General features: G+C 41.4%; 28 protein-coding genes. 12 read left to right on the top strand and 16 right to left on the bottom strand.

What is annotated here, in order from left to right:
- Window positions 1–247 precede the first annotated feature (247 nt).
- From DC20_RS19075 to DC20_RS19055, 5 genes are all read left to right on the top strand, one after another.
- Window positions 248–1,003 (top strand): hypothetical protein, encoded by a 756-nt coding sequence (locus DC20_RS19075; protein ID WP_062545293.1) that lies wholly within the window; start codon window positions 248–250, stop codon window positions 1,001–1,003.
- 153 nt (window positions 1,004–1,156) lie between these two features.
- Entirely contained in the window at window positions 1,157–1,609 is a 453-nt protein-coding gene (locus tag DC20_RS19070; RefSeq protein WP_062545292.1) for a DUF7684 family protein, read from the top strand.
- Window positions 1,610–1,704: 95 nt separating this feature from the next.
- On the top strand, window positions 1,705–2,883 hold the full coding sequence (locus tag DC20_RS19065; RefSeq protein ID WP_062545291.1) for an SIR2 family protein: 1,179 nt from the start codon (window positions 1,705–1,707) through the stop codon (window positions 2,881–2,883).
- An 89-nt stretch (window positions 2,884–2,972) separates the two neighbouring features.
- On the top strand, window positions 2,973–3,737 hold the full coding sequence (locus tag DC20_RS19060) for a HEPN domain-containing protein (protein ID WP_169788205.1): 765 nt from the start codon (window positions 2,973–2,975) through the stop codon (window positions 3,735–3,737).
- 128 nt (window positions 3,738–3,865) lie between these two features.
- Complete coding sequence (locus DC20_RS19055) at window positions 3,866–4,075, top strand: hypothetical protein (protein WP_062545289.1); 210 nt, start codon at window positions 3,866–3,868, stop codon at window positions 4,073–4,075.
- Window positions 4,076–4,428: 353 nt separating this feature from the next.
- On the opposite strand, the gene DC20_RS23470 is transcribed toward DC20_RS19055, so the two are convergent.
- On the bottom strand, window positions 4,429–4,719 hold the full coding sequence (locus DC20_RS23470) for an alpha-ketoglutarate-dependent dioxygenase AlkB family protein (RefSeq protein ID WP_062545287.1): 291 nt from the start codon (window positions 4,717–4,719) through the stop codon (window positions 4,429–4,431).
- Between the two features lie 300 nt (window positions 4,720–5,019).
- Between DC20_RS23470 and DC20_RS19040 the strand changes: the two genes are divergently transcribed.
- The 6 genes from DC20_RS19040 to DC20_RS19010 all read left to right on the top strand — a co-directional run bounded on the left by DC20_RS19040 (window position 5,020) and on the right by DC20_RS19010 (window position 10,096).
- On the top strand, window positions 5,020–5,514 hold the full coding sequence (locus DC20_RS19040; protein ID WP_157593260.1) for a hypothetical protein: 495 nt from the start codon (window positions 5,020–5,022) through the stop codon (window positions 5,512–5,514).
- Window positions 5,515–6,042: 528 nt separating this feature from the next.
- A complete protein-coding gene (locus DC20_RS19030) occupies window positions 6,043–6,504 on the top strand; it encodes a hypothetical protein (protein WP_062545284.1) in 462 nt (153 codons plus the stop codon).
- Window positions 6,505–6,759: 255 nt separating this feature from the next.
- Complete coding sequence (locus DC20_RS22695) at window positions 6,760–7,758, top strand: GNAT family N-acetyltransferase (RefSeq protein WP_062545283.1); 999 nt, start codon at window positions 6,760–6,762, stop codon at window positions 7,756–7,758.
- A gap of 58 nt (window positions 7,759–7,816) precedes the next feature.
- Window positions 7,817–8,734: a PD-(D/E)XK nuclease family protein gene (locus tag DC20_RS19020; protein ID WP_062545282.1), complete on the top strand. Its 918-nt coding sequence runs from the start codon at window positions 7,817–7,819 to the stop codon at window positions 8,732–8,734.
- Window positions 8,735–8,966: 232 nt separating this feature from the next.
- Entirely contained in the window at window positions 8,967–9,791 is an 825-nt protein-coding gene (locus DC20_RS19015) for an SH3 domain-containing protein (RefSeq protein WP_062545281.1), read from the top strand.
- A 107-nt stretch (window positions 9,792–9,898) separates the two neighbouring features.
- Window positions 9,899–10,096: a hypothetical protein gene (locus DC20_RS19010; RefSeq protein WP_062545280.1), complete on the top strand. Its 198-nt coding sequence runs from the start codon at window positions 9,899–9,901 to the stop codon at window positions 10,094–10,096.
- A 30-nt stretch (window positions 10,097–10,126) separates the two neighbouring features.
- Here DC20_RS19010 and DC20_RS19005 read toward each other — a convergent pair whose 3' ends face one another.
- The 14 genes from DC20_RS19005 to DC20_RS18935 form a co-directional block, all read right to left on the bottom strand.
- Complete coding sequence (locus DC20_RS19005; protein ID WP_062545279.1) at window positions 10,127–10,378, bottom strand: hypothetical protein; 252 nt, start codon at window positions 10,376–10,378, stop codon at window positions 10,127–10,129.
- Window positions 10,379–10,816: 438 nt separating this feature from the next.
- A complete protein-coding gene (locus tag DC20_RS18995; RefSeq protein ID WP_062545277.1) occupies window positions 10,817–11,905 on the bottom strand; it encodes a tyrosine-type recombinase/integrase in 1,089 nt (362 codons plus the stop codon).
- 11 nt (window positions 11,906–11,916) lie between these two features.
- Entirely contained in the window at window positions 11,917–12,204 is a 288-nt protein-coding gene (locus tag DC20_RS18990; protein ID WP_062545276.1) for a hypothetical protein, read from the bottom strand.
- A 73-nt stretch (window positions 12,205–12,277) separates the two neighbouring features.
- Window positions 12,278–12,637, bottom strand: coding sequence for a helix-turn-helix domain-containing protein (locus DC20_RS18985; protein WP_062545275.1), 360 nt, complete (start codon window positions 12,635–12,637; stop codon window positions 12,278–12,280).
- Window positions 12,638–12,845: 208 nt separating this feature from the next.
- Window positions 12,846–14,225, bottom strand: a complete 1,380-nt coding sequence (mnmE, locus tag DC20_RS18980; RefSeq protein WP_062545274.1) for a tRNA uridine-5-carboxymethylaminomethyl(34) synthesis GTPase MnmE — start codon at window positions 14,223–14,225, stop codon at window positions 12,846–12,848.
- A 35-nt stretch (window positions 14,226–14,260) separates the two neighbouring features.
- Window positions 14,261–14,683: a thioredoxin family protein gene (locus DC20_RS18975; RefSeq protein WP_062545273.1), complete on the bottom strand. Its 423-nt coding sequence runs from the start codon at window positions 14,681–14,683 to the stop codon at window positions 14,261–14,263.
- A gap of 448 nt (window positions 14,684–15,131) precedes the next feature.
- Window positions 15,132–17,468, bottom strand: a complete 2,337-nt coding sequence (locus tag DC20_RS18970) for a hypothetical protein (protein ID WP_157593258.1) — start codon at window positions 17,466–17,468, stop codon at window positions 15,132–15,134.
- 243 nt (window positions 17,469–17,711) lie between these two features.
- Complete coding sequence (locus DC20_RS18965) at window positions 17,712–18,596, bottom strand: metal ABC transporter permease (protein WP_062546053.1); 885 nt, start codon at window positions 18,594–18,596, stop codon at window positions 17,712–17,714.
- Window positions 18,597–18,598: 2 nt separating this feature from the next.
- On the bottom strand, window positions 18,599–19,891 hold the full coding sequence (locus DC20_RS18960; RefSeq protein ID WP_062545271.1) for a metal ABC transporter permease: 1,293 nt from the start codon (window positions 19,889–19,891) through the stop codon (window positions 18,599–18,601).
- Window positions 19,888–20,691, bottom strand: coding sequence for a metal ABC transporter ATP-binding protein (locus DC20_RS18955; protein WP_062545270.1), 804 nt, complete (start codon window positions 20,689–20,691; stop codon window positions 19,888–19,890). Before DC20_RS18955 ends, DC20_RS18960 begins: the two co-directional genes overlap by 4 nt.
- 113 nt (window positions 20,692–20,804) lie before the next feature.
- Window positions 20,805–21,749 (bottom strand): metal ABC transporter solute-binding protein, Zn/Mn family, encoded by a 945-nt coding sequence (locus DC20_RS18950; RefSeq protein WP_062546052.1) that lies wholly within the window; start codon window positions 21,747–21,749, stop codon window positions 20,805–20,807.
- 22 nt (window positions 21,750–21,771) lie between these two features.
- Complete coding sequence (locus tag DC20_RS18945; RefSeq protein ID WP_062545269.1) at window positions 21,772–22,431, bottom strand: metal-dependent transcriptional regulator; 660 nt, start codon at window positions 22,429–22,431, stop codon at window positions 21,772–21,774.
- A gap of 3 nt (window positions 22,432–22,434) precedes the next feature.
- Complete coding sequence (locus DC20_RS18940) at window positions 22,435–23,445, bottom strand: 3-oxoacyl-ACP synthase III family protein (RefSeq protein ID WP_062545268.1); 1,011 nt, start codon at window positions 23,443–23,445, stop codon at window positions 22,435–22,437.
- A gap of 64 nt (window positions 23,446–23,509) precedes the next feature.
- Entirely contained in the window at window positions 23,510–24,646 is a 1,137-nt protein-coding gene (locus DC20_RS18935) for a glycosyltransferase family protein (protein WP_062545267.1), read from the bottom strand.
- 46 nt (window positions 24,647–24,692) lie between these two features.
- On the opposite strand from DC20_RS18935, the gene DC20_RS18930 reads away from it, so the two are divergent.
- Entirely contained in the window at window positions 24,693–25,511 is an 819-nt protein-coding gene (locus DC20_RS18930) for a 2,3,4,5-tetrahydropyridine-2,6-dicarboxylate N-succinyltransferase (protein WP_062545266.1), read from the top strand.
- A 74-nt stretch (window positions 25,512–25,585) separates the two neighbouring features.
- Here DC20_RS18930 and DC20_RS18925 read toward each other — a convergent pair whose 3' ends face one another.
- Window positions 25,586–26,476 (bottom strand): 3-hydroxyacyl-CoA dehydrogenase family protein, encoded by an 891-nt coding sequence (locus DC20_RS18925; RefSeq protein ID WP_062545265.1) that lies wholly within the window; start codon window positions 26,474–26,476, stop codon window positions 25,586–25,588.
- Between the last annotated feature and the right edge of the window lie 222 nt (window positions 26,477–26,698).

The raw sequence follows: 26,698 nt of genomic DNA, 5'->3' as shown, positions 1-26,698 counted from the left end.
TAAGGTTCTTAAAAGCACCATAAAATGGATTGATACTCAGCTTTTATATAGTTGAGGAAATAAAATGAGGGAAAGAAGAAGTAAGATTCAGGTATATAGCTATATTGAACATTAAAGCAGCTTTGATAACTGAGGATAAACTAGCACATAGCCACTTAATCCAAGGCTTGTTAAGGCTGGTGATACCTTTAACCAAAGTACCAATAAACTGAGTTACTCCATATATACAATATTAGTGCGTTATTATATGAAACAATCTCAACCATATAAAAGAATTATTAGACCTTTTTCACTGCCCGACCTTTATACCATTGGATACAATTCCCAATCAAATTATATAGCAGACGATAGGTATGCAAGTGACAGGTTTGAGATAATAAGGGCTTACCATATCTTAGAAAAAGATGTAGTACACCTTTTTGAATTTATTGAACCATCAGATGCAAACCTTAGGACTTACTCCTATCGGGTGTATAAATTATTCTTAAGGGCAGCAACGGAGTTTGAATTGAATTCTAAGAAGATACTTAGTGCCAACGGTTACGCAAGAACAGGTAATTGGAACGTGACAGACTATTACAAAATCAATGCTGCAACTCGTCTTAGCGAGTATAGACTATTCATAAACATTTGGGGTAATGGGAAAAAAGAAATAAATCCTTTCTCAGAATGGGCTGCTGGACATTCTTTATCCTGGTATCAGGATTATAACTCAGTTAAGCACAATAGGCACGATGAATTTGCAAGGGCGTCTTTAGGAAATCTTTTAAATGCGCTTGGAGCAGTATTTTCAGTGGTTTTTGCTCAATTTCATAATTTTATTTTTACGCAATATCAGCCGAACATGGGGTTCCATTCTGACGATGACACTAATGAGCTATCGTCTGAAAATACATTGTTTAGCATCATTTTACCTCAATCTTGGACTGAGCAAGAAATGTATAACTTCGACTGGAGTGCTTTAAGGACGGATGCTGCTCCTTTTCAAGATTATGCTTTTTAAGACGAAAGCACAACAGTGTGTTTTTGAAATTGTGGTTGGAGATAACCATTCAACTATAAATCACTCTTTTCCTTTTGTGGTTTAATTAATTATTGTATTTAAATGCAAGAACTTCTTAAACTCATAATGTTACGTGGCATTTAAAGGATTAATTTGGAAGGAATCATAAATAATCGATTAGTTAAACTAGTAGAATACAGTACAGAAAATAACTGGTCAGACCAACTCCCTAATAAGGACTGGCTCTGTATTCTTGTGGCAAATGACATGCCCAGAAGATACATTGACGAGGTGATTTCAAAGATAATAGCCAAAGATGTCGGATATGTTTGCGCCATTGGAAATCAAGCAGAATTGGCGCATGATTTAGTGGACGAGGAAATTAGTTTTAGATATGCAGAAATTGAGAAAACTTACTTGCCCAATCACACAATTGTAACGACTTGGCACAACGACTATGAAGACGGCATCTGGTTCGCTTTGTTAGCTGCGGATTCTGAAGAATTTAAAATTAAAGAAGTAGTAATATTTGCTATGATTGATGGACATGAAACTAAAAGAGTAAAAGCATGTCTTGAGAAAAAAAAAATGAAGAGTCAGATATAGGATAAGAAAAAAGCCGCGTAACAACAGCTTGACGCCAGCTTAGGTAGTCATACTTGCCAGTGTTTTACACTAGACGATTTGCAAAATTTAAGAAAATGAATCAAACATCTTTATTGTTAGGTGCTGGATTTTCCGTAAACCAAGGTTATCCTACAGCAAATCAGTTAAACAGAGAACTTGTAAACCTGCATCCCGAAGACTTTTGGATTTATACTGATGGAACTGTTTTATTTAAAAGCAGAGATGAAGAAGACCCTTGTTGGTATGACAGCTATGCGAAAGGAAAATATTTTATTACAAGGTTGATAGGTTTTTACGTAGAGTTGACAAAAAAAAAATTCAACTATGAAGAGTTCTATGATTTTTACAATGAAATATATAGAGAAGAAAAAGAGGTAAAGGAGTTTGATGCTTTTTGTGATTCATTCAGGGAAGAGTTCCATTCAGATACAGACAACCTTAATTTACTAAGTCTAACAAACAAAATCTTTAACCAACTGATTACCCATTTTTTAGTTGATAGAGATGGGAATAGATTTTACAAACCTGTACATCTGTGCAAGCCAATTTATCCTGGTTATACAGGATTCTTAGATTGCCTAGAATATTGGGGAACCGATGACGCTGTTCACATCCACACATTAAACCATGACATCTTCTTTGAAATATTTGATAGTTCAGATTGGCTCCAGGGTAACCTTTGCGATGGCTTCGAAGAACTTGGGTCTCCTTATTTTGGGGATTTCCAGGAAGGATATAAAGTGAGATTACCTTATTTTACAAATGAGTACAAAGGAAAATACAGGCTATACAAACTTCATGGCAGTGTAGACCAATATCCTTTCCACATACAAGATTATGGGATTGAGACTTATATAAAAATCAAATACGGGGTAGGGAATAATAGTTTGTACAAGGAAATCAACAAAGATGGAGAACCAGCATATTTAAATGATTGGATAAATTATCACTCTGATTTCCTCTCAGGTACAACATCAAAGATATTGAGATATAGAGAGCCTTGGTATTATGAAAAGGTTTTTACTCACTTCGAGAACAATCTTGAAGTTTCGGAACGATTGATAACAATAGGTTATGGATGTGGTGATTCAGAAGTGAATAATTTAATTGAACAAAAGTTTGACTTCAATAACAAACCAGTTTACGTGGTTGACCCTTATCCTTCTAAACGGACAGCAGAATTCATTGAACGATTTAATGGAAAGCTAGTTGAGAAAAGCCCCGAAGAAATTAATATCTCAGATTTTCAATAAGTGCAAAAAAGCAAGTGCAGAGAAGTGTCTAACCACAAGCTTTATCGGACTCCCTGGCACCGTCAATTTGCGTCTATTATATAATGAACATGAAAGAAGCCGTTGATGATGATTTTGGTAACAATGTTTACCAGAGTTTTATGGACTTGTTCTTTACTCCAGAAATAACCCGAAGGAAGGAACTCAATATTTTAGGTAATGAGTTTGCGTTGCAAGCCGCCCAGGCTGTCTTTTTTCCTGATGGAAGGCAAAATTTGGTGAGGTTGAATAATGAAGTATCTGCTGAAGTAAAGTTAAAACCTGGGGTTAACAAAAGTATAGACAACTTTTGGCCATTTACGAGTGATGTAGAGCATGTTCGTCTTAACGAAGAGCAATTTAAAAACTGCGGTCATGCAACTTTGATTCTATTCCGAGATGGTTATCAGCTTTCATTTGACTTCCAATATAATAAGCATATCTGCGCTGAGCATTTAATCGTTGCAGAAGAATTTCTGAAGACAAGTAAGTATGCCCTTGAAAATGATTACTTATCAGCATTTATTGACAATTCATTCAGTACAATTGAACTGTTAGCTAAAACTAATTTACTTGTTGAAGCAAATCAACATATCAAGATTAAGTCAGACCATAGAGGTATCAAATCTGCATTCAACCTCAGGTTCAAGAATTCGGAATCAGAATTTGAGATTAATAGAAGAAGATTATTTAATAAGTTGTCTCAGTTAAGAAACAAAGCACGTTACTTAGAAGGAGAAATCAATATCTGCAATCAAGATGCTTTTTCGATATACAATACTTTGAAAGATATGTTTGATGATTTGAATTTGTATGTAAAAAGTAACAACAGCTAAAAGGCGTTAATGCGATTATGTGTGTTTTTATTAATTGTGTATTATAAGCAAAATCACTGCCCATGTTAAATGATGCATATCAAATATAACGTACCTATCTTTACACCCATTAACAAAATTAAAACACAATGAGAGAATTAGTAAAGTCCGAGATAGACAAATTACAGATGTCCATCATCCGCTCGGCAACCAATGTGGAAGAGGTACAGGCTGTACTGGGAATCTTTGCTCAGATGCGTGAATTGACCAACCAATTACCAGAAGGAACGACTAAGGCCAAAGGTGCTAAAAGGGGGAGAAAGGCAGGTTTTAAAAATAAAGAACAGCAGGAGGGATAGTCCACTAAAGAGTCAAACAATCCGTCTGTTATAAAGGGATGCTGATGCCGCTATTTTGGTATGGGCATCCCTTTTATTCTTCTCATTCTGATGTTCAGCATACTGGCGTAGAACCCATATTAGCCCCCAAGACGCCAGCACCGCTACAATTGCCAGCATCACTGACACTCTTAGCCTGACTGCGCTGGGGAAAACCTGACGAACCATCCAGCGGTTCATAAAGACCAGGAATGCGATGGCAAGGAAGATTGTGATTAGGAAAATATTTGGAAACATTGTGTTCTAAATACCGAATAATCTGAGAAATAAGGTGGGTATATCCTATTTATCACAACTTCAACAAAATGTGGTATCTATAAATCTGATGTGATAACCCTGAATGTTAGGTTAAATCTTGCCTGCTTTACCTTGCTTTCCTTAGGTACGGAATGCTGCCATCGGTGCTGCGTCTCTCCGCCCATGACCAAAAGCGTACCGTGGCTAAAGGGCATTTCTATCTTCTCATTGTTATCATCAATTCTTCGGAGCTGGAACTTGCGTGTGGCCCCAAAATTAACGGAACCGATAATTGGGTTCTTACCTAAGGACTTCTCCGCATCCGTATGCCAGTTGATATAGTCCTGCCCATCCCTGTACCAGTTCATTAGCACGCTATTGAAGTTTACCTGTGTTATCTTGTCAATTTGGTTTTTTAATGTGCAGCAATCCTTTGTTCCACGGCTTTGGCTGTAAGGTAAGTCCAGAGTATATACAGGGCTTGTCACTGTATCCGTACCATGCTGAATAACAAGGCAGAAACAACTGCTTGCAGTACCAAGTTAAACCGTATTGGTGACCTCCCTTGGAATGTGATAATTAATTTCAAACTCATGTGAAAATATATTTATATTAAAATATTTTTTTTATTATATAATATCTATAATTTGTATTATAATATTATATTTATGAAAATAAATCTTTTATATAATAATTATTTAATAATGACAAAGAAAACTATCTACCAAGCTGTAACATCACTCGAGCCCTTTCTTATCTCTGAATATCTGGATTTTGGAAAAGCTGCTAAAAATCCGTGCCTTTTTTTTATAGAGAAGAAGTTCTCAAGAACGCATACTACTAGCTACAGTGGAAATAAGTATGATATTTTTGATTACAGATTCTTGAATAAGGAGGGTGATGAATACATATTAAAGAATAACGATTGGACAGTTGAAGAAATAGGCAAAGGATTTTTTGATGGACAAGGAGAAAATATGTTTGGTATATCTACCTGGTCTGATTGGAACAAATATTTGATTTCAGACCCAAATGGAGAGTTAAGAAATGTCGGCTTTTCATTGCCAAAGCTAGCATTCAAACATTTTAATAAATTTAGTGAATTTGGTAGTTGGCAAGAGTACGATATACATAATCAGATAGATAATATTTTAGATAAGTAAATTTAATCAGTCTTTAACTCAAGGCTTCCTTCTGTTTTTATCTTGGTGCTACTTCAATACGCATATTAGTGAAAAACTTTTTTGATGGAACGGTTGACTCGAGCTATGGAAATTCATATAAAAAGCATACGGCCTTTATAAAATATAAAATTTTTGCAGAAGAATTATTAAATAATAAAACGCACTAATATGGGATATGCATCATTTGCTGTAGCCGCATTTATCATGATAATGTTTAGAAGCGGTGGGGGAAACAACACGTCAAACAATGATGAAAAAGGGTATCTACTGCTAGTAGGTGTGTTTTTTGTAATTTGGTTAGTTTGTTTTTTTGTGATGTCAATTTTATGGCTTAACGTCACTGGAAGCGGACAAACTGATTATTATAGAATGTAGAAGGGTAAAGGAATCTATTGCTCTTTCACCGAATGCTGAAAGGAAGATAGCTTGGCTAAGTATTGAAGTAATAAGGTTTCCGATAATACATTATCATCTTTTTTATAAGATAAACTATCATTTAGACATAACATGGAATTATTAAAATTTAAGGGGAATATGGGTAGTATTGGGTTTGCAGACGACTTATTTGGCAAGAGGATTCACTTAGTCTGCCCCGCTGCTATAGGTTTGTCAACCTGCGGTGCTTTCGTACAGATGGATGGAGGACTAAACTCAGAAGAAGCTGAAAAGGGAGTTAGTACTGTAAATCAGATGAATGAAACGGGCACCTTTTACCCTAAAATGTATATGACCGTGCTTCCTTTAAGCCAGTTTGGGGAAAGGGATGATTTCGGGAATATAGGATTGATGAAGAAGCATATAGAGGATGCATTTGAAGCAAACGAAAAGTATCTTAAATCAGCAGAACTGATATTTGACTTGCAAGATATGGGGGGCTTTGATAGTGATACCGCCTTGGCTGCCTTAATTGAAGTTTCTAATTTAAAATCAAATCTACGGTTTACTAAGAAAGTTTATTTTTTAAACTAATATCAGAAATCCAGTCAAACATGTAATAAGGTACTAACCTAAAGTCGGTTAGTTATAAAGTGCTATAAATTGATAAAGAATTCAATTTGCTTAACTTCTTTACATCTTTTAGCTTCTGCTTCCTTGTAATGAGGTAAACAACAACATTTTTCCTAATCTTTCAACTTTAACATAACTCGCCCAAAAGTATAGGTGAATGGCAAACTAGATGGGGGTTCCTGGCTCAATCTTTTTTGTATGAAAAGCTGACCAATAATGGAATATAAGATTTTAGAAGGCACCTACGAGCATATAGACGAGGTGGTTAATTTGTGGGGAAAGTCTATGGAGTTCCACCAAGGATTAGACCAGGAATTCTTCGCAGAAGTGGGTGATAAGGAATCTTATTTTACAATGAAAGTTGTAGACTATATCGATTCCTCAAGCTCGACACTTATCGTGCTTCTTGTTCAGGGCGTAGTTGCTGGTTTTGTCCTCGCTGATATTGAAACCAACCGCTCCATATACAACTCTACCAAGTACTGCAACATAGAAGATATCATGGTTGATGAATCCGTTGGTGGTAGGGGATATGGGAAGATGCTCATGAACAGAGCAATGGAATGGGGTAAGAATAATGGGGCAGAGAAAGCCAAGCTCTTTGTGCATGCTGATAACCCAAAGGCCATAGCATTATATCAGAACTTAGGCTTTCAAAGCAAACTCTTCAATATGGAGATGACATTGGAGAGGCTTCCTTATACTGAACAGCAACTAGGCACCACCAAGAAGGACAAGACAAAAACGTTGATTAGTTCCGAGCAGCTTGAAAGGCTGTTACCTCTGGCATGTGAATGGGCAGAGCAGCAGGAGAAGTTTATCCTAGAAAACGGGGTGCCGCTGGATAGGGAGTACAAAAACTTTGCTTCGTCAATTGGGGTGCAAGACATCGGGAGAGTAAGACTCCTGAAGGTTGATGAAATACCTGCACCAAAAAATCCACAGCTTAAGTCAGCAGCTGAAGTATTGGGGCTTATAGGTAAATATACTTTGGCAATAACATACAGGCACGGTATCTATGTAAGGGCAGACCACTGGTATGATAAGAAACTGGTGGTGCATGAACTCTGCCATACTATGCAGTATGAAAGACTGGGTGGAATCCAGCCATTCCTAGAGCAATACCTTTCTGAGTGTTTATCGGAAGGTTACACTAACAGTAAGTTGGAGCAGGAGGCTGTAATTATGGAAAGGCTAATATCTAAACACTTCTAATATCTAAGTTCATACTACATGTTTTTGTTAAATCTTAGAAAGCAATCTCAAAGCTGAAATGGAATATACAATACTACCTGTTGAATCAATACAGGAGAGAGACGTGGATATGCTTCTTCTTGAGGAACTATCCACTGACGACTCCTTCTGTGAATGGTTTATTCAAGAGCTTGGTTTGCCGAAACTTACAAAGTCCAAAGGTGCATGGAGAAGCATCTCTGCTTTCGGGCTAGGAGAGACAGACATTCTCTTTTCCTATGAGTCTTCTGAATCAACTATCTACATTCTTATAGAAAACAAGCTTGACGCCAACTTCCAGGATAACCAGCACGGTAGATACAGGGAGAGAGCCGCTAAGTATATAGATAATGACAATTGCCAAGAGGCGTTCTGTGTGTTGGTTGCACCGCAACTGTATTGTGAAAACCAGGGTGATTTTAATTCTTTCATATCTTATGAGCAAATAGCCAATTGGTTTGAAGAGGGAAATACAAAACGGAGCCTTTTCAAAAGTAAGCTGCTAAAAATTGCAGTAGAGAAACTCAGGAGAGGGTATCAGCCATTAAACTCCGAGCCAGTGCAGAAGTTCTGGCATGCCTACTGGTCATACAGGGAGGCTGCTTACCCTAGCCTTAAGATGAAAGAACCTAGCATCGTTCCCCATAACAGCGACTGGCCAATGCTTTATAGTGAAGGTTTGAACGGGGTTATTTTTTACCACAAGCTGAGGCAGGGCAATGTGGATGCAACATTCAACGGTTTCCCAGATGGGTTTGAAGCAAGGCTCAGTGATAATCTGCCTCAAGGTGCTCGTCTGGTCAGGCACAGTAAGAGTTTTTCAATAAGGATTTTCTCAGGCGTGGTTGATAGAACAAAAGATTTTGATACCCAAGTTGATTTAGTGGAGAACGGATTCAGGAACTTGGTAAAGTTGAGGGATTGGATAACACTAAATGGATTCGTTAAAGATGTCTAATAAATATTTGTCACAATTTACAACTGGCAGCAAGTAAAAGTACATTTCATGTATTGCTAATATTGTTTGTGTTGTTATAGAGTGTGCCTCTCTTCCCAATTTTTTTTCCAATTCCCGCTCTTACTGTTTTAATAGATTATGAGTGTAATGGTTATTTATAATTAAAAAAACATATATTTGGTTTTTTACATTTAAAGATTGTGTTTATCTATTGCATTAAAATTATAAAAATATGTCTGTTGCTTTCAAAGTATTAAAAGATTCTAGTCAGAATTTAACGTTGAAAAAGATAATGTTATCTTTTGCTTTACTGCTTTTTTCTAATTCTTTATTATTCGGACAAGAGTTATACTCAGATTCCCTTGCGCCTTCAACATATGAAGATGATAATTCAACAGAAAACTCTTTAGGTGGCACACGGTATTCAGAAATAACAAAGATAATAAATACTGAAAGGCTAAACATCCGTGAGGGAGTAGGAACTAAATATAATGTAGTTGGGGAAGCTATTTCGGGAGATGTCGTGAGAGTTATTGAAGAATATAAAAAGTGGTCATTAATTGAAACAGGAAATGGTATTAGGGGATATGTTGCAAATAAATTCCTCTATGACAATTTAGATAATTTACCAGTCAATAGTCAGGAATCTAATCTTGCAACGAATTCAGAGGCGGAAAATGTACCGTATATCGGATACATAATCATAGCTGTTCTTGGTATAATTGTTATTGGAGGTATAATGAAGTTAAGTGGGGGCGGAGTGAAGGAAGAGAATAGGGAAACTTCACTTCCAAAGAAAGAAATCAGGGAAAAACAAATTAAAAAACAAAAGCTGGATAATTACGGGTGTTCAGAGTGTGGTGTATTCATTAAAAAAGATACACGCCCAAGTTCGTGGGGTTGTTCCTCAGGGAAGAGTCACCGTTGGAATAAATTGGGAGAAACAGGTGATGATGCATATTCATGCTCTAGCTGTGGTGGGGTCGTGTATAGTAGTAGTCGCCCAAGTTCGTGGGGTTGTTCCTCAGGGAATAGTCATCGCTGGGCGAAACTATAATATTCTGTTACTAAGTACTTACCTTGATGTGTTTTGTTTATTATTGTCAGTAATAAACTTACTTCTGTAAAAAAAATGTTTAAGCTTATACATTAATTAAAAACATAATGAGAGAACTAGTAAAAGGTAAGATTGACCAGATGCAGATGGATATAATACGCCAAGCTGCAAACGTAGAAGAGGTACAGTCTGTACTTGGTATATTTGCCCAGATGCGTGAGTTGATTAACCAGTTACCAGAAGGAAACACTAAGGCCAAAGGTGCTAAAAGAGGTAGAAAACCGAAGACCCAACAGGAGGGATAGTCCACTAAAGAGTTAAACAGTCTGTCTGTCTTAAAGGGATGTTAGTGCCACTTTGATAGGGGCATCGGCATCCCTTTCTCTTTTTACATCCTGGTGAAGAACATACATACGCAGCATCCACATCAGCCCCCAGGACGCCAGTACCGCAACAATGGCCAGCATTACGGACACCTTAAGCCTGACTGGGCTAGGGAATCCCTGATGAACCATCCAGCGGTTCATGTAAACGAGGAAGACAATGGAGGCAATGGCAAGTACCGTTGTAAACGAGGCTTGAGTCATGGTGTCTATTTATGCAGTTAACATGAAACACAACCAGGCAAAGGCGTAAAACCACACAACAAGGGTTATAAGGCAGATTAATCCAAAAACTACATTCATGGAAAGCGTGCCCAGTTGGCTTTTCATCCTCTTATAAACAGTAAACAAGATAATGGGAAGAAGCACCAGAATAAGGATGAAGAGCTGAATCATGGTTACGGATTAATTTGCCGCAATGTACACAGCCCCTGCATTTGCATAAGAGTTGCAAGAAGAGGCTAAGATAGGGCACCCCTCCTGTAAGTGTCATTCGAAATTAAGGTGTGGCAGGAATTGTCAAGGTTTGCGGCCAGAGGCAATAGTATTTATAAATGTGTTGGGCTAAATGAAAATTCTTAAAACACGTATGGTATCGCAGGAGGTTATCATTTACATAAATCTCCTGCGATACCATATATGTTAATCTAAACGCTCTACAGAACTCCTAAGTCTTTCGCTGGTAGTTTTAGCATAGACCATAGTTGTTTTTATGTCTTGGTGTCCTAACAAATTCTTTACCTCAAATATATCACTGTTGGTCTGGATTAAATTGCATGCAAAGGTATGTCGAGAATTATGATAGGTTATATGCTTATATATTTCTGCGCTTTCCACCCACTTGCTAATGATAACATTAGATTGGCTATATGTTAAACCTTCAAAGATTCTTTCATTTGGTTTTTTTGATAGCTCATTTTTAATCAGGTTATAAGCTTTTTGATTTAATGGTATAACCAATGGTTCTTTAGTTTTTTCCATTTTAAAAGAACATGCGTACTTACTACCGTCAATAGAATAAATGTTGCTTCTTTTCAATTTTAAAATATCTCCAAATCGAAATCCTGTATAACAACTGAATAAAAAAGCTCGCTTTAGAACACCATGTTCACCTAAAGGTTGATTCTCAAGTCTTTTTATTTCGTCCAATGTTAAGAAACTACGTTGAGGCTGAATATATTTTCTCTTTAATTTTAAAGAGTATATTGGATTTTTTGCAATTATTTCTTCTTCAATGGATGCATTGATTACAATTGAAAGCTTTTCAAAGTAAGCTACAGCAGTGTTATTACTAAGAGGCATTTTTTTCTTTGACAATGCTTTATCAAATAGATAGTCTTGAAACCTTGACACTAATTCTTTATTCAAGTCCTGAAAAGATATCTTTTTAAATCCTATGAATTTCATAAAGTGATTATAAGAAGAGATGTATTGACTACTTGAATCCTTTTTTCTTTCAGCTATACATTTGAAATAATCAGTAAAATCAGAATTTAATGTGTAGGTGGAAGTAGAGTGGAAGGAGTAAGGGTTATTTCCTTTCTTAATTTGTGTAACTATCTCAATAGCTTGTTTTTTAACTGCTTCATTGGCTTTGATAACCATAGGGTTATTGTTTGGTGGATAAAGCTTACCAACGGTAATGTATTCTCTTTTTCCAAATCCATAATAGATATCTACATAAACCTTGGTGAAATTTTTATTTTCTCTTTTTCTTATTTTAACGTTCATCTTTTTAAAAATTATAAGTGGCTATTAAAAACAGAATCCAAATCTGACTCACCTAAGTAACTTCTATGGGTTGGATTCATTAGTGAGTTTTTAAGTTGTTTTGGGTCGTAGTAAATTTTATTACCGTTTCTTATTTGTTTATACTCGGTGGCCTTGTCTCTTAGCGTTTCTTTGGAAATACCTAAAAGGAAAGCTGCTTCTTCCTGGTTTATCAAAGCAGTCTCCCATAAATCCTTCTTAATACTTATAGTCATTTGAAGTTCTTGAAGCTTTAATAAAGTGCATTCATTTTTATTCATTTTAATAGATGTGTTTAATGTTATTATTTGATTTCATCTATTATGGTATTTGAAAATGCATTTGTTTTGTTTCTTAAGTTTCAATTCTCAATAAATTCTCAAATTCTTTTTTTATTAATACAATTCTTTTAGAAAATCTAATTATTGGCATCTCTTTTCTCGCAATCTTTCTTCGAATCGTCTTTTCAGACACCCCATATAGTAAAGCGGCCTCTTTAATTGAGAGGTAGGACTTAGCTGAAATTTCTATTGCTACATAAGGTATTTGAGAGCTTGTCTCAGATTCAGAAGCATAAACCTTTTGATTTTTGATTTTAAGCTTATAAGCTTTTTTGGCACAGCGGTCAGAGCAGTTTTTAGTAACTGTGGTCTTGGCGACAAATGAAACACCACACACATGGCATCTTCGGGTTAGCCTAATATTGCTGCTCATGTCCTTGGACTATTTTAGTCTTTGCTGGTCAGCAATGGACGGGAGTGGACAGGAGTGGACATCATTTCGCATACTACATGGTGTGAATGCAAAAAGGAAGAATTCGTAACAAAATCGTCACAAATTCTTCCTTTAAAAGTGTATTGTATACCGTTGAAATCCTTTAAAATCGTGCTATACGATAAAAAAAAGGCGTTTTTAGAGTGGCTTACTTGCCGATGCAAAACTTGGTGAAGATGTTATCAAGCAAGTCATCTGTCGTGATTTCACCCGTGATCTCCCCTAAATAAAACAAGCACCTTCTGATGTCCGCTGCCAGCCAATCGCTGGTTAGGCCACTGTCTAGACCTTGAATAACTTCCTGTAGCGCATCGTCCGTTTTCTTCAAGCTTTGGAAGTGGCGCAGATTGGTCACGATGGTTCGGTCACCTGTTATAGCTTCATTTGCGTTTACCTGCTCTAAAAGAGTTTGTTGTAACTCTTCCATTCCATCTTTGGTGCCGGCCGAAAGAACTACCAGGTTTTCAAAGCCCGAAAAAGCTTCCAGTTGCTGCAGGGTTGCTAAATCTTTCTTGTTGCCTAATAGAAGGTAAGGCACCTGAGGCAAGTCAAGAGTTTTTAATTCTTCCTGCAGCTGGGCAGGAGAAGTGGAGGAAAGGTCAAAGAGGTACAGAACCAGCGCAGCTTTCCGCAACTGTTCTTTGGTGCGGGCCACGCCAATGGCTTCTACTTTATCCAGTGTTTCGCGTAAACCTGCCGTGTCTATGAACCGGAACCTGATGCCACCAATGTTGGCTTCGTCTTCAATGACATCACGGGTGGTACCAGGTATATCAGAGACAATGGCTTTTTCCTCGTTTAACAAGGCATTAAGAAGGGTTGACTTGCCGGCATTAGGTTTTCCTGCAATCACCGTTGGTACTCCGTTTTTAAGCACGTTCCCCATCTCAAAGGACTGTAAAAGGTCTGAAATAAGACGCTGTAAAGTCGCAATTAGGCGGTGCAACGCTGCTCTGTCAGCAAACTCCACATCTTCTTCGCTGAAATCCAGCTCCAGCTCGATCATAGAGGCAAAATGAATTAGCTGAGCCCTAAGTGCTTTTATTTCCTGAGAAAAACCACCCCGCATCTGCTTCATGGCTACTTGGTGCGTCAGAGCAGAGTCTGAGGCTATTAGATCAGCAACAGCCTCCGCTTGGGCAAGGTCAAACTGCCCGTTGAGGAAGGCACGTTTGGTGAATTCTCCGGGCTCGGCTAAACGGGCACCTTTCTTCAGGAAAAGCTTTAGAAGCTGCTCGGTAATATAAGGAGAACCATGGCAGGAGACTTCCACCACATCTTCTTTGGTGTAAGAAGAAGGGGCTTTAAATAAAGACACCACCACTTCATCCAAGATTTTCTCCCCATCACGTATGGTGCCGAAGTGGAGGGTATGAGAGGGCTGGTTCTGAAGGTTCTTACCTTTGAAAACACCATGCAGGATAGAAATGGCTTCAGGTCCGGAAAGCCGAATGATGGCGATAGCACCATGACCTGCGGCAGTGGCCAACGCCACAATAGTATCTTTAGAAAGAATGGAAGGTATCAATATTATCTATGCCTGAGTAACAAGCTGTTTAGAGGCTATTTTTCCGAAAGATACGCCAAAGCGCGCAGAAAATCTTTAGGTGGTATAAAGCCGGGTACCCGCTCCATTACTTGTTGTTTTTCATTCAGGAAGACAGTGGAAGGGTAACTCATTTGTCCTTTCAAGAGCGCCAGCGCTAATTCATGGGCTTTGTATTTTTCCTGGTACCGGTACGTTTTTCCTTCAATGGTTATGGCCTGCCGTTGTTCAGCATTGAGTTTAACTACATAGAAGTTCTTGTTCAGCAACCTGACAACCTCGGGGTTCTGGTATACCTGCTTGTCCATTTTCTTGCACCATCCGCACCAGTCAGTGTACACGTCTACCATTATTTTTCTGGGCTGCTTTTTACTTTTTTCTAATGCCTGTGCTAACGTAAGCCACTGTAAATCTCCTTTAACAGCTGGAGCATTTGACATAACTGAATGGACGGGCTCTGCAGAAGCAGGTAGTACAACTGAGTTGAACAGTGAATAGATGACAAAAAGAAAAAGAAACATCGAAGGTAAGCTAAAGCTCAGGTAGAAGGAAAAGGTTTTTAAACCCCTATTAAATAGAAGTTTTATATTCTGTTTTATATCAATTCTCTATACGACAAAATAATAATTCTATTGTGCTACCAGAAGGAGTTTGAAATAGATTCTAAACACGCATCCGGACTCATTGAAGCAATACCCTTACAAGGGTGTTTTGAGGCAGTTTTTTAAACCCGCTATAAAACAACTATTCATTTCTAATAGGCTTTACAAGTAACTTCAAGCCAACAAGGGATTTAGGTTGCACTGTGTCATAGAAAAGACTTTTCCTATGACACAGTGCAACCATCCTGCAATACCTTCTAGCTTACTAACCATACAGTTTAGCTTCTTAATTTACCTTCACAAAGATGGGGGTTTCAGAAATTTTTGCAGAGTATGAGCCTTTCACCGGAATCGTCTGGCATTTCATAGTGGCTGCCCCATCTACCAAGGTATACAAGGTAATAGAAGAAACACCAGGTAGAGCCAGGGAGTAGGTGCTGGTTTCTCCAGACATGGTAGGTAGCCAAAGCGCATACATTACATTTTTCTGCCGGGTAGATTTCAGCACCATAGGAGAGGAGCTCACTAACTGCTGCGGAGTGTAATCCCCAAATTCGCGGTGGAACTGGCTGGAATACCAGGCCGCCGTTCTTTTCTCCTTAGGGTACTTCCCGAAGTTACGGGCAAAGAACCCTGAGGAAGCGTAAATGGAACTAGAGGAGTATGGGTCTTCTATGTACACGGGATCTTCCAGAATATAAAACTGAAGCCCGTCTACCCCGTGGAAGGCATAGGTGAGTTGATCCCGTAACGTCCAGACTCCCTGGGTGTGTTTCCGGGAGCTCTTGTACCCGGAGGACGAATTGTTGATGTCAGCAGCTCCTTGCTCTGAAGGGCCTACATCATAACCTAACTCCCCAATGTGAATAGGCAAGGTTCTACCCACCAGGTTATAATGAAGGTTCTTGATTTCCTGTATTTTGGAAGTAGCGGATTTGTGCATGTCTGCTGGAATAGCAAACCGGGCGCCATTTCTGTGCTGCTCAAGTCCAGAAGAATTGGTGTATTGATGGTACTTTACTACATCCCATGGAATATCAACGGTGCCATCTTTTCTGTATCCACGGTTTTCACGGCACCAATCAATCATAGCCCGGTAGAACCTTGTATTGGCAGAAACTATTCCGCCTACGTAGGCTTTCATGTTTGGATCAGCTTTTTTTACTCCTGCTCTTGGTCCCATAGTACCCTTATGGCCATCATAGAAAGCTGAAAGAAAAGCTGCATGCTCATAGGGGTTCATGTATCTTTTTCTACCATGCCAATGGGCGTTCAGTTCGTTTCCTGCCTCAACTCCATCCAACAAATCAAGCCCTACTTTTTTGTCAGGGGTGAGAACCAGTTTAGGATCAACGTTTTTGTTGGTGCCATATCGGGCGGCAGACTGGAAAGCTAATTGTGCGTAGGCCAGGTATGTGGCCGGGGTAGCTCTGTCTCGGTCTAAGTTCTTATTGAAAAGGTTTTTGAGTTCGCCAACAGGGTGTTTGTCTGTGGCAGTTTCTTTGGTATAAACGTCTAAGTAGTTGACAGCATCATTGGTAGTTTTTAAGACATATTCCTTTCCGTTCCAGGTATAACATAGCTTGGTGTCATTTGCGATGTAGATAGTAGGCTTGTTTGAGGTGAAGGGAAAGTCTTTGGGGTTGGTCTGTCCATTGGCAGGAAAAGAAGAGGTGTTGTTGTAAAATGCCACATTGCCCTTGTACGGGTGGTAGGCGTTTTCACCGTTTCGGTATTCAACCTTGTCTACATGAGATTTAGGGTAAGTTTCCGTAATCCAAGCTGGTATGGTTTTAAGGGCCTGAATAGATTTCACCCCCATTTCTTTTAAACGGCCAAAGCCTCTGTCCTGGTCCCAGCCGCCACTGTGGGTTGGGGCATACCGGTAATCATCTTTCACGGCTTCAAACAAGTGCCAGTCATCATACGCCCGGTTCCAGCCCATTTGTTCAAAGCGAGCTAACTGAGAAGAGGTTGAAGGAGAGGATAGGTTTTCTTCCTTCCCCGTGTTATCCCAGGGAAAAGAATTCACCCCATACATGTTCCTAAAAGCTACCCGAGTAACAGGTGCAGTTTTGGGAGTGTATGTTTTATAGCTACCTATGAATTGGATCTCGTTGGGGTAGATCCCCTCATTGGTAGCATGAATGGGGTTCTTAGGCATTTGAAAAATTACGGCCCTTACTTTCTGATATTGGGCTGGTATGTCGTGGGTGAGCCAAGCTTTGTATTGGTTCCCGTGAAAGTTAGGTACCACGCCCTCCACTCGCTTTCCATCTGCCATTAATAACTGCACCTGCATGGGGGTAGAGGAAGTGCCTTCAGCATCGTAAAACTTAATTTGGGTAAGTTCTACTTCCATCTGGGGAGGAAAAGTGAACATGGTCTCTGTGGTCTCCATTACCCCTTTCATATCAAAAGAAGTGGGGGTATCAGGGGCATCTCCCAGAGTACCGTCAAACCATAAATCAAAATTATTGTCAGAGGCATCTAACTGGTATGCCCACTGAGTGTTGTACGGAATGACCCCAGTTATTCTTCCATCAGAAGCTTGCGTTGTAGTTAAAGAATTTACTGGGCTTGTATCGGACTGGCTTTGACTACAGCCGTTAAACTGCGACATGATACCTAGTAGGCTGATGTGAAAGACGAAAAACAAGTAGGGCATAATTAATCCTATTTAGTATAATAATTTAACCGTTTTTATGATAAATTAGTATTTTGGAAATTTAAAATTTTAATTTGGTAATATCGCATTTTGTCAAAATAAATTACTTAACACACCAAAAGCTTTGACTTTGCTTTCTTAGTTTTATAAAGCAAAGTCAAAGCTTTTTGGGAAACTGAGATTTAAGAAGATATCAAACTATAAAGAGGGAGAAAGGGGAGCAAGCTTTTGCCGACGGGAAACAAGCCCATGGGTTGGTGAAAAGATAAATGCCAGCAGGAACTGTACCCCAATAATGGCAGAGATAGCTCCGGCTACTGAACCGTTTAACCATAAAGCCAGGTAAAAGCCTGCTGCAGAAGCTATGATACCCGCTCCAGCTGAGATAAGGAGCATCTTCTTAAGGTCATCGGTGAGCAGGTAAGCAGTAGCAGGAGGGCCTACCATTAACGCCACCACCAGAATAGCTCCCACAGATTCAAATGCTGCCACTGTGGTTAAAGACACAGCTCCCATAAGCAGGTAGTACCAGAGAGTAGTGGAAAGACCAATGGCAGCTGCAAAAGCAGGGTCAAAGGAGGTTAGGTATAATTGCTTGAAAAATAAGCCTATAAACGTAAGCAACACCACCAATACTCCTCCTATAATCCATACTGTTCTAGGGCCTAGGTTAGTGCCGTTTTCTGTAAGCCATATGTCTAATGGAACGTAGGCTATTTCCCCATAAAGTACGCAATCCTGGTCAAGGTCTACCTTACCGGCAAACACTGAGATTAAAATTATGCCCAAGGCAAACAACCAGGTAAAAGTGACTCCTATAGAAGCATCGGCCTGAACGTTAGCCTTTTTGTGGAAGAATTCAATTAAAAAGGTACAAGCAACACCAAGCAAAGCGGCACCTATTAACATGGTCCATACCTCACGGGAGCCACTGAACAGAAAGGCAAGCACAATGCCAGGCAGAACAGCATGGGAGATGGCATCACCCACCATGGCCATTCGGCGCAAGATCAGAAAGCACCCCAACAGGCTGCAGCAAATGGCAACCAGGGCGCCCGTCAAAATAATCCAAAAGGCATCTATGTTCATGGTTGTTGAGGAATAGTGGTTTGGTGGGGATCTGAAGTTGGATAGTTCAGGAGTTCTTCGAGTCGTTTTTCCAGTTCTGGGGTTAACACGTGTTCAATGGATTCAGCGTCTTCATGCACATGGTCTGAAGCCACCTGTAAATACTCAGTAAGGTACAGTTCCCAGAGGCGGTGCAGTCGTACCACTCGCTGGGCTTCTTTTTTACCGGCTTCAGTCAAAGCCCAACCCGTTGCGTTCTTCTTTATGAGATGTTTTCTGCAAAGGGACTTTAAACCATCTTTCATCCGGAGGAGAGGCAATTGGCGGCGCTCCATTATTTGTTGCCTAGAGTAGCTATGGGCGTAATCTTCTTTGGTTTCGCCTAACAGGAACAAGGTTTTCAAGATATTCTCCCTTGTCATTTGGTTGCGCATACGCCGTTGCAAAAGGTAGCGCGCCAATAACCCTTTCTTTGGAGCCAAGATGAACGAGAAAATGGCAAGCAAAGACAAGAGCATCACAATCCAGGGGCCGGTAGGCATAGCAGGGGCAGTAAAGGATACAAAAGCTCCCGCTGCACCGCAGAAGGCGCTCATCACAGCAGCAATCACTACCATGAACCCTAGCCGATCGGTCCAGAAGCGGGCGGCGGCGGCGGGCGTAATCAGCATCGCAGACATTAATACCACGCCTACGGATTGAATGCCCACCACTACAGCCAAAACTGTTAAGGTGGTCAACAACAGCTCCAGTCCCCGCACCGGTAAACCGATGGTGCGGGCATACGCCATATCAAAACTGATCAATTTGAATTCTTTGTACAGCAGGACCACACTCACCAGCAGCAACACCGCTACTGCGCCAAAAGTAATTAGGTCCTGGCCCACTAAGGCCGCAGCACTCCCGAACAGGAATTTATCTAACCCACTCTGGTTCTCATTTCCTGAATGTTGAATGGAAGTAAGCAAAAGAATGCCAATCCCGAAGAATACGGATAAAACCAGGCCTATAGCTGTGTCTTCTTTGATCCGGCTGTTAGCCGTGATAGCATCAATGATGATCAACGATAACCACCCTGTCAGGAATGAGCCAAATAGTAAGATCAACGGGTTTTTCTCACCGGTTAAAATGAAGGCCAGGCAAACTCCGGGCAATACCGCATGCGCCACGGCATCGCCTACTAAGGCTCTTTTGCGGAGCACGGTAAAGCACCCCACCACCGCCGAGGAAGCCGCTAACAGAATAGAGCCAATGGTCACAAACCGGACGTTGGCGTCTGACATGCTCAGGAATTCCCAAAGCGTATTCATCTGCGGGTAGGTTTGGTTTCTCTGATGGGGAAGTTCTTCTTGTGCAGAAGCTCACTTACTCGGCTAAGCTCAGTTAAACGTCCCCCGTAGGTTTTCTCCAGCAAAGCAGGAGTGAGGGTTTCATCTGTTGGGCCTGACGCCACCAGGCGCATGTTCAACAAAATGATCCAGTCAAAGTAATCCTGTGCCGATTGAAGGTCATGGTGCACCACTACCACTGTTTTACCAGTTTCCCGCATTTGGCGCAACAGCTCAATAATGGCTGTCTCGGTGGCAATGTCAACTCCGGCAAATGGCTCGTCCATGAGGTATAGATCTGCATCCTGGGCCAGCGCCCTGGAAAGGAACACCCGCTGCTGCTGTCCACCTGACAGCTGGGAAATCTGCCGGTTCGCAAAGTCCTGCATCCCTACTTTCTCCAGAGCCTCCATGGCTAGCTTTCTTTCTCTAGCTCCAGGCCGTCTGAAAAGGCCTAAACTACCGTAGGTGCCCATCATGGCCACATCTAGCGCAGAAGCTGGGAAATCCCAGTCCACAGACTCACGCTGGGGCACATAGCTTACCTTCTTTCGTACTTCATCTAAGGGTTTTCCAAACAGTTCTACAAAACCACTGTTTAAGGGGAGTAAGCCCATTACGGCTTTGATTAAGGTAGATTTCCCGGCTCCATTTGGTCCAATAATGCCTACCAAAGCTTCTTTGGGCAACGTTAAATCCACATCCCACAGCACCGGCTTCCGCTGATAACTCACCGTCAAATCATGCACCTCCAAAACCGGATCCGTCACGTGTTGTATCATGGGTTTATATCATTTTAAATTAAATGACTGCTTTTCTTTAGTCGCTTTTAAGTAGTATGAATCAAAAGCTTATACTGAATCATACCATCTATTCCCCTTTTACCTTGAAGGCTTTACTTCAATGCTTTCACTATCTTGCCAACATTCACCTGCACCATTCCCACGTAGGTTCCCGCCGGCCCATTCTCCTCTCCCAAGGCATCAGAATAGAGTGTTCCCCCAAGGTTTATTTGATGACCTTTCTGGCGGCATCCTTCTAGCACCGCCTCAATGGCTTTCTGTGAAACAGAACTCTCCACAAATACCGCTTTTACTTTTCTGTTCACAATGAAGTTCACCAGGGAGGAAACATCTTGTAAACCAAACTCAGATACGGTGGAAATGCCTTGTAAACCTTGCACCTGAATTTTATATGCATCACCAAAATACCCGAAGGCATCATGCGCAGTAATCAGAATGCGTTGCTGCGCAGGAATAGCTGCAATCTCTGTTTTGGTCCATTGGTGCAGGCTGTCTAGTGTAGCCAGATAGCGTATGGTGTTCTCCTGGTATTGTATGGCATTCTGCTGGTCTTGTTTCTGCAGCCTTTGAGAAAGAAGCTCAACCACTTTGCTCCAGAGGCTCACATCAAACCATATATGGGGGTCATGGCTGTCCTGAAATTCAGGGGTTTTGCGGAGGAGGTCTTCAGGGAGCCCTTCAGCTGCGGCCCATACTACTTTCTGGCGCGCCAGTTTTTCCAGTACTTCTCCCATTGTGCCTTCTAAATGCAAACCATTGTAGATAATGACATCAGCCTCCCGCAAGGTCTGCAAATCGCCTAAGGCAGCTTTGTACAAGTGCGGATCAACCCCAGGGCCCATCAAAGCGGATACAACTGCCCTGTCACCTACCACATTGGCCACTGCATCCCTAAGAATACCAGTGGTGGTAACAATATACATTTTACCCTGCTGGTGGGCTATGGCTCCGGGGGTATCCTTGGGAGCGCAGGCTGCACACAGCAGGAGCAAAAGAAGAAAAGTACTAAAGGACCAACGTTTCAGGCCTAATTTCATAAAAGCAGCGCTAGAACGCACCTCAAGGATTGATGACGAATATTTTCTCCAGAACGTCTGAAGACAAAATCACTGATTTAGTTTTATCTATTTTGATCTCCAATGAGTTATCATAAGGTATCTTGTCTACTACTTTCAAATTAGACCCAATCTGAATGCCCATTCGGTTCAGGTATTGCAGAAAGGCAGGTTGTGAGTCTTTTACCCGGCATACCACGCCTTGTTGCTCTACAGCCAGTGAGGCCAGCGTCCGTTGTTCCAACTCACGTAGCTCACCTGCCTCAGTGGGGATAGGGTCTCCGTGAGGATCCACGCGTGGGTGGCCCAGGAACTCGTCCAGGCGTTGTATGAGTAGCTCAGATTTGACGTGTTCCATCTGCTCAGCCACTTCGTGTACCTCGTCCCAACTGAAGTGGAGCTTCTGCACCAGAAATGCTTCCCAAAGCCGGTGTTTTCTTATGATTTTAAGTGCCACCCGCTGTCCTTCCTCGGTGAGCTGCACGCCGTGGTATTTCACGTAATGCACCAGGTTCTTAGCGCTTAACTTGCGCAGCATGTCGCTTACCGAGGCAGGTTTTGTTTCCAGCGTTTCAGAAAGCCCGGTGGTGCTTACCGCGTTGGCTCCGCTGCCAGACAACTTATAGATGGCTTTTATGTAGTTTTCTTCTGCAGTACTTTGCATTTTTTACCAGCGTATCAAGGCAGAAGCCCAAGTGAATCCACTTCCAAACGCCGCCAGGCAGATCAGGTCTCCTTCTTTTACTCTTCCTTCCTCAAAAGCCTCAGAAAACGCTATTGGAACAGATGCAGCCGTGGTGTTTCCGTATTTCTGGATGTTGCTGAAGATCTTATCTTCAGGCAGCTTCATCTTTTGCTGAATAAACTGGGTGATCCGCAGGTTTGCCTGGTGAGGAACCACTAAGTCCAGATCATCTGCCGTTACCCCGTTGTGGGAAAGAGCTTCATTGATCACCTCCGGGAACCTGGTGACCGCGTGTTTGAACACGGTGCTTCCGTTCATGATAGGGAAGATGGTCCCATCATCAATCATCTGGTGCGTGATGCGCTCTGGTTCGTTACTGGACGGCCCTACTGCCATTAACTCCTCGGCGAACTCGCCCTGAGCGTGTAAGTGCGTGGAAAGAATACCTTTGTCCAAGCTATCAGAAGGAGTGAGTACCGCTGCCCCTGCACCATCACCAAAAATTACCGACACTGCCCGGCCCCGGTCAGAGAAGTCCAGGCCGGAAGAGTGTATTTCAGAACCCACTACCAACACGTTGTCATACATACCGGTTTTGATAAACTGGTCTGCTAATGAAAGCGCATAAATAAACCCGGAACATTGGTTCCGAACATCATAACAAGGGATGTCTGAAATGCCCAGTTCACGCTGCAGCAAAACGCCTGAACCCGGGAAAAAATAATCAGGGCTAAGCGTCGCAAACACAATCATGTCCAGGTCCTTTGCCTCCAGACCAGCTTTTTCTAACGCCTTTATAGCAGCATTTGCCGCCATGTTGGCAGTAGTGTCTTTGCCAGGTTCAAAGTACCGGCGTTCATTTATTCCTGTTCGCTCTACAATCCAGGCATCTGATGTGTCCATCAGTTTCTCCAAATCTACGTTCTTTACCACCTTTTCAGGTACATAGTGGCCAAGGCCAGAAATACGTGAGTTTCTTAATTCTTTTGCCATAGTTTGTCAAATATACGTGTATGGAAATAAAAGTTTAGGTTTGCCTAAATTAATTTTTAGAAAGCTATTGCTCTAGTAAGTCAAGGACGACACGTTGCACTTTTGACTCTTCTTCGCGCCAGAAAACATCTTCAGGGATACCATTTTGGTAGAAGGTTCCTCTTATTAGGTTCTCTACGCCAGCTTGTGTTAACTCTTTAGCGAAAGAGTGGCATATTCCTGCATTTGAGTTTTGTAGGATCTCTGCCCATAATGGATTTTCCTCTGCTACCACTACCAACCCATTGCCGATGTACTCATATAGTTTGGTGGGAATACACGTGAAGGTGCTGGGGTGCGGGTGATAGGGCAGGAGGCCAATGTGGTGCTGTTGTTCCTGAATTAAGATTTTCTGGTGTGGCACCAAAGCATCACCTCCAATAAGTCGTACAAAGGGCAAGTGTTGAATATGCTTTTTGAGTTCTACTAGAAACTTCTTGTCTGCACAATAACCAATGATGGTCAGTTCAGTCTGGGGCACCCAGGTACGCAGCTGTTTTGTGAAATTGACCGCATCTAATACCCCATATAGTTTAGAAATGGTACCTGAATACAACAAGCGTAAAGGCTTGATATCTTTTATAGATACTGGTACCTCTCTTTCTAGCTTTATTGAATTGGAAGGCGGAAGGTATTTGTTTTGTATAACTGTAATCCTGCTCCCCAGAAAAGGCAACTCTTTGGCATACGCCTTTTCGGCCAGGAAGAAATGGTTTATAGAAGGGGCAATGATTTTTTCTATTTCACGGACAACCTGCCCCAAAGCTTTTCCTGCAACGCCCGGATATACCTGTTGCGTGGTAAGGTTCAGGAAATAATTCTCCTGCACGTCATACACCATTTTACAGGAGGACTGTTTGCAATACAACCAGGCTACTGGCAGTAATTCATGAGTAGCTACTATCAGCACTTCGGGCTTTATTTTTGAAATAAGGTCCCAAAACGATTTTTGTGCGGAGAACCGGCCAAAAGATAAACGCTTGAATGAAAATACCGGGTGGAAGGTGATGTTGGTTTCATCAGCAGGAGTGAGGCTCTGGAAACCTGCTACATGTACTTCTACCTGGGGGAGTTTTGCCAGGCTTTTTCCAATTTTCTCATATAAACGGGAGTCAGAAACTGGCTTCAGAAGAGAGGCCAGCAGAATTCGTTTTCGAATCATCGCCACAATTTAATAATTTTGGTTTCTTATTTTTCACAAAGACCAAATGAACGATTTAAGAGAGACCATAGAGCGCGCCTGGGAAGACCGGTCGTTGTTAAGCCAAAACAATACGCAAGAGGCCATCAGATGGGTGATTCAACTGCTGGACCGCGGAGAAATCCGGGTGGCAGAACCTACCGGCTCCGAGAAATGGCAGGTAAATGAGTGGGTGAAGAAGGCCGTGTTGATGTACTTCCCCATACAGAAAATGGAAACCATTGAAGCCGGACCCTTCGAATTCCATGATAAAATTCCACTGAAAAGTGGTTTTGCTGAACTAGGCGTTCGCGTAGTTCCTCATGCTTTAGCGCGTTATGGTGCTTATATTTCTAAAGGGGTCATTCTGATGCCTTCTTACACTAACATTGGCGCTTACGTTGACGAAGGAACCATGGTAGATACGTGGGCTACAGTAGGCTCTTGTGCCCAGGTGGGCAAGCACGTTCACTTAAGCGGTGGTGTTGGTTTAGGCGGTGTATTAGAGCCTGTACAGGCCGCTCCGGTTATTGTGGAAGATGGTGCCTTTATTGGATCCCGTTGCATTCTGGTAGAAGGTTGTCACATTGGGAAAGAAGCTGTAATTGGCGCCAATGTGTGTATTACTGGTAGCACAAAGATCATTGACGTAACCAGTGCAGAACCTAAAGAATACAAAGGCTATGTGCCGCCTCGTTCAGTAGTGATTCCTGGTTCTTACACAAAAGAATTTGCTGCGGGTTCTTTCCAGGTACCCTGCGCGTTAATCATTGGCCAACGCAAAGAAAGCACAGATTTGAAAACTTCCCTGAACGATGCCCTTCGTGAAAACGAAGTCGCAGTTTAAAGGATGTATCGTCAGAAATAGTTAAAAAGAGAGGCCGGCTAAATGCCGGCCTCTCTTTTTATAACAGCAGTATACTAACGCTTTTTGAAGGTATCTGCAACAACCAAATCTTTAGTGCCGTGGGTGTAAGAATAAAAGCCCTGGCCGCTCTTCACGCCTTTGTGCCCAGCCTGTACCATGTTCACTAATAAAGGGCAAGGGGCATATTTCGGGTTCCCGAAGCCATCGTGCAGTACTCTAAGAATAGACAAGCACACATCCAGTCCAATAAAGTCTGCCAACTGCAATGGACCCATGGGGTGCGCCATACCAAGTTTCATGATGGTGTCAATTTCCTCCACACCTGCTACGCCTTCAAACAAAGAGTAGATGGCTTCATTGATCATCGGCATTAAAATACGGTTGGCCACAAAGCCAGGATAGTCATTTGCCTCAGCCGGAATCTTTCCAAGCTGTTTAGACAGATCCAGGATTTTATTTGTGACTTCATCACTAGTGGAGTAGCCCCTGATCACTTCTACCAATTTCATGACCGGTACCGGGTTCATAAAATGCATGCCTATTACTTTGTCCGGACGCTGGGTCACTGAAGCAATTTTAGTAATAGAAATTGAAGAGGTGTTGCTGGCCATTATGCAAGTGGATTTGGTATATTGCTCCAATTGCCTGAACAGTTCTAATTTAATCTCCACATTTTCGGTAGCGGCTTCCACCACTAAGTCAGCATCACGAACTCCTTCCTGTAAATCTGTAAAGGTGCTGATGCGTTGAATCGTCTGGCTTTTCTGTTCTACCGTCACAGTTCCTTTGGAAACCATGCGGTCCAGGTTTTTGGAGATGGTGGCTACCGCTTTGGTAAGTGAATCCTGATTGATGTCTATCAAGAAAACTGAAAAAGAATTCTGTGCGAAAACGTGGGCGATGCCGTTGCCCATGGTACCAGACCCTATTACGGCTATGTTCATAGAATAAGCGTTAGTTAGTGAGATCAAGATGCAAAGCTAGAATATTTCTGCAGGGGAACAAGAATGGGAAGACAGACCTATGTTGCACTTTTTAAGGAGCACGGCAAGAAGCGTTTACATCTTTTTGAAAGGCTATATAAATCTTTTAAAATATTCCTGCGTACAAGCAGAAAAATCAATATCAGGATTTATTCCTTATAAGGATTAATACAACTAACTAAA

Origin of the sequence: Rufibacter tibetensis (assembly GCF_001310085.1) — a bacterium.
Taxonomy (GTDB): domain Bacteria; phylum Bacteroidota; class Bacteroidia; order Cytophagales; family Hymenobacteraceae; genus Nibribacter; species Nibribacter tibetensis.
Note: the sequence above shows the minus strand (reverse complement) of the source record. Positions and strands in the feature narration are given on the sequence as shown.

Excerpts from the sequence above, each read along its gene's own strand:
- DC20_RS19075 (WP_062545293.1), top strand. The coding sequence starts at position 248 with ATGAAACAATCTCAACCATATAAAAGAATTATTAGACCTTTTTCACTG.
- DC20_RS19065 (WP_062545291.1), top strand. The coding sequence starts at position 1,705 with ATGAATCAAACATCTTTATTGTTAGGTGCTGGATTTTCCGTAAACCAA.
- DC20_RS19060 (WP_169788205.1), top strand. The coding sequence starts at position 2,973 with ATGAAAGAAGCCGTTGATGATGATTTTGGTAACAATGTTTACCAGAGT.
- DC20_RS19055 (WP_062545289.1), top strand. The coding sequence starts at position 3,866 with ATGAGAGAATTAGTAAAGTCCGAGATAGACAAATTACAGATGTCCATC.
- DC20_RS23470 (WP_062545287.1), bottom strand. The coding sequence starts at position 4,719 with ATGAACTGGTACAGGGATGGGCAGGACTATATCAACTGGCATACGGAT.
- DC20_RS19040 (WP_157593260.1), top strand. The coding sequence starts at position 5,020 with ATGAAAATAAATCTTTTATATAATAATTATTTAATAATGACAAAGAAA.
- DC20_RS19030 (WP_062545284.1), top strand. The coding sequence starts at position 6,043 with ATGGAATTATTAAAATTTAAGGGGAATATGGGTAGTATTGGGTTTGCA.
- DC20_RS22695 (WP_062545283.1), top strand. The coding sequence starts at position 6,760 with ATGGAATATAAGATTTTAGAAGGCACCTACGAGCATATAGACGAGGTG.
- DC20_RS19020 (WP_062545282.1), top strand. The coding sequence starts at position 7,817 with ATGGAATATACAATACTACCTGTTGAATCAATACAGGAGAGAGACGTG.
- DC20_RS19015 (WP_062545281.1), top strand. The coding sequence starts at position 8,967 with ATGTCTGTTGCTTTCAAAGTATTAAAAGATTCTAGTCAGAATTTAACG.
- DC20_RS19010 (WP_062545280.1), top strand. The coding sequence starts at position 9,899 with ATGAGAGAACTAGTAAAAGGTAAGATTGACCAGATGCAGATGGATATA.
- DC20_RS19005 (WP_062545279.1), bottom strand. The coding sequence starts at position 10,378 with ATGACTCAAGCCTCGTTTACAACGGTACTTGCCATTGCCTCCATTGTC.
- DC20_RS18995 (WP_062545277.1), bottom strand. The coding sequence starts at position 11,905 with ATGAACGTTAAAATAAGAAAAAGAGAAAATAAAAATTTCACCAAGGTT.
- DC20_RS18990 (WP_062545276.1), bottom strand. The coding sequence starts at position 12,204 with ATGAATAAAAATGAATGCACTTTATTAAAGCTTCAAGAACTTCAAATG.
- DC20_RS18985 (WP_062545275.1), bottom strand. The coding sequence starts at position 12,637 with ATGAGCAGCAATATTAGGCTAACCCGAAGATGCCATGTGTGTGGTGTT.
- DC20_RS18975 (WP_062545273.1), bottom strand. The coding sequence starts at position 14,683 with ATGTCAAATGCTCCAGCTGTTAAAGGAGATTTACAGTGGCTTACGTTA.
- DC20_RS18970 (WP_157593258.1), bottom strand. The coding sequence starts at position 17,468 with ATGTCGCAGTTTAACGGCTGTAGTCAAAGCCAGTCCGATACAAGCCCA.
- DC20_RS18960 (WP_062545271.1), bottom strand. The coding sequence starts at position 19,891 with ATGAATACGCTTTGGGAATTCCTGAGCATGTCAGACGCCAACGTCCGG.
- DC20_RS18955 (WP_062545270.1), bottom strand. The coding sequence starts at position 20,691 with ATGATACAACACGTGACGGATCCGGTTTTGGAGGTGCATGATTTGACG.
- DC20_RS18950 (WP_062546052.1), bottom strand. The coding sequence starts at position 21,749 with ATGAAATTAGGCCTGAAACGTTGGTCCTTTAGTACTTTTCTTCTTTTG.
- DC20_RS18945 (WP_062545269.1), bottom strand. The coding sequence starts at position 22,431 with ATGCAAAGTACTGCAGAAGAAAACTACATAAAAGCCATCTATAAGTTG.
- DC20_RS18940 (WP_062545268.1), bottom strand. The coding sequence starts at position 23,445 with ATGGCAAAAGAATTAAGAAACTCACGTATTTCTGGCCTTGGCCACTAT.
- DC20_RS18935 (WP_062545267.1), bottom strand. The coding sequence starts at position 24,646 with ATGATTCGAAAACGAATTCTGCTGGCCTCTCTTCTGAAGCCAGTTTCT.
- DC20_RS18930 (WP_062545266.1), top strand. The coding sequence starts at position 24,693 with ATGAACGATTTAAGAGAGACCATAGAGCGCGCCTGGGAAGACCGGTCG.
- DC20_RS18925 (WP_062545265.1), bottom strand. The coding sequence starts at position 26,476 with ATGAACATAGCCGTAATAGGGTCTGGTACCATGGGCAACGGCATCGCC.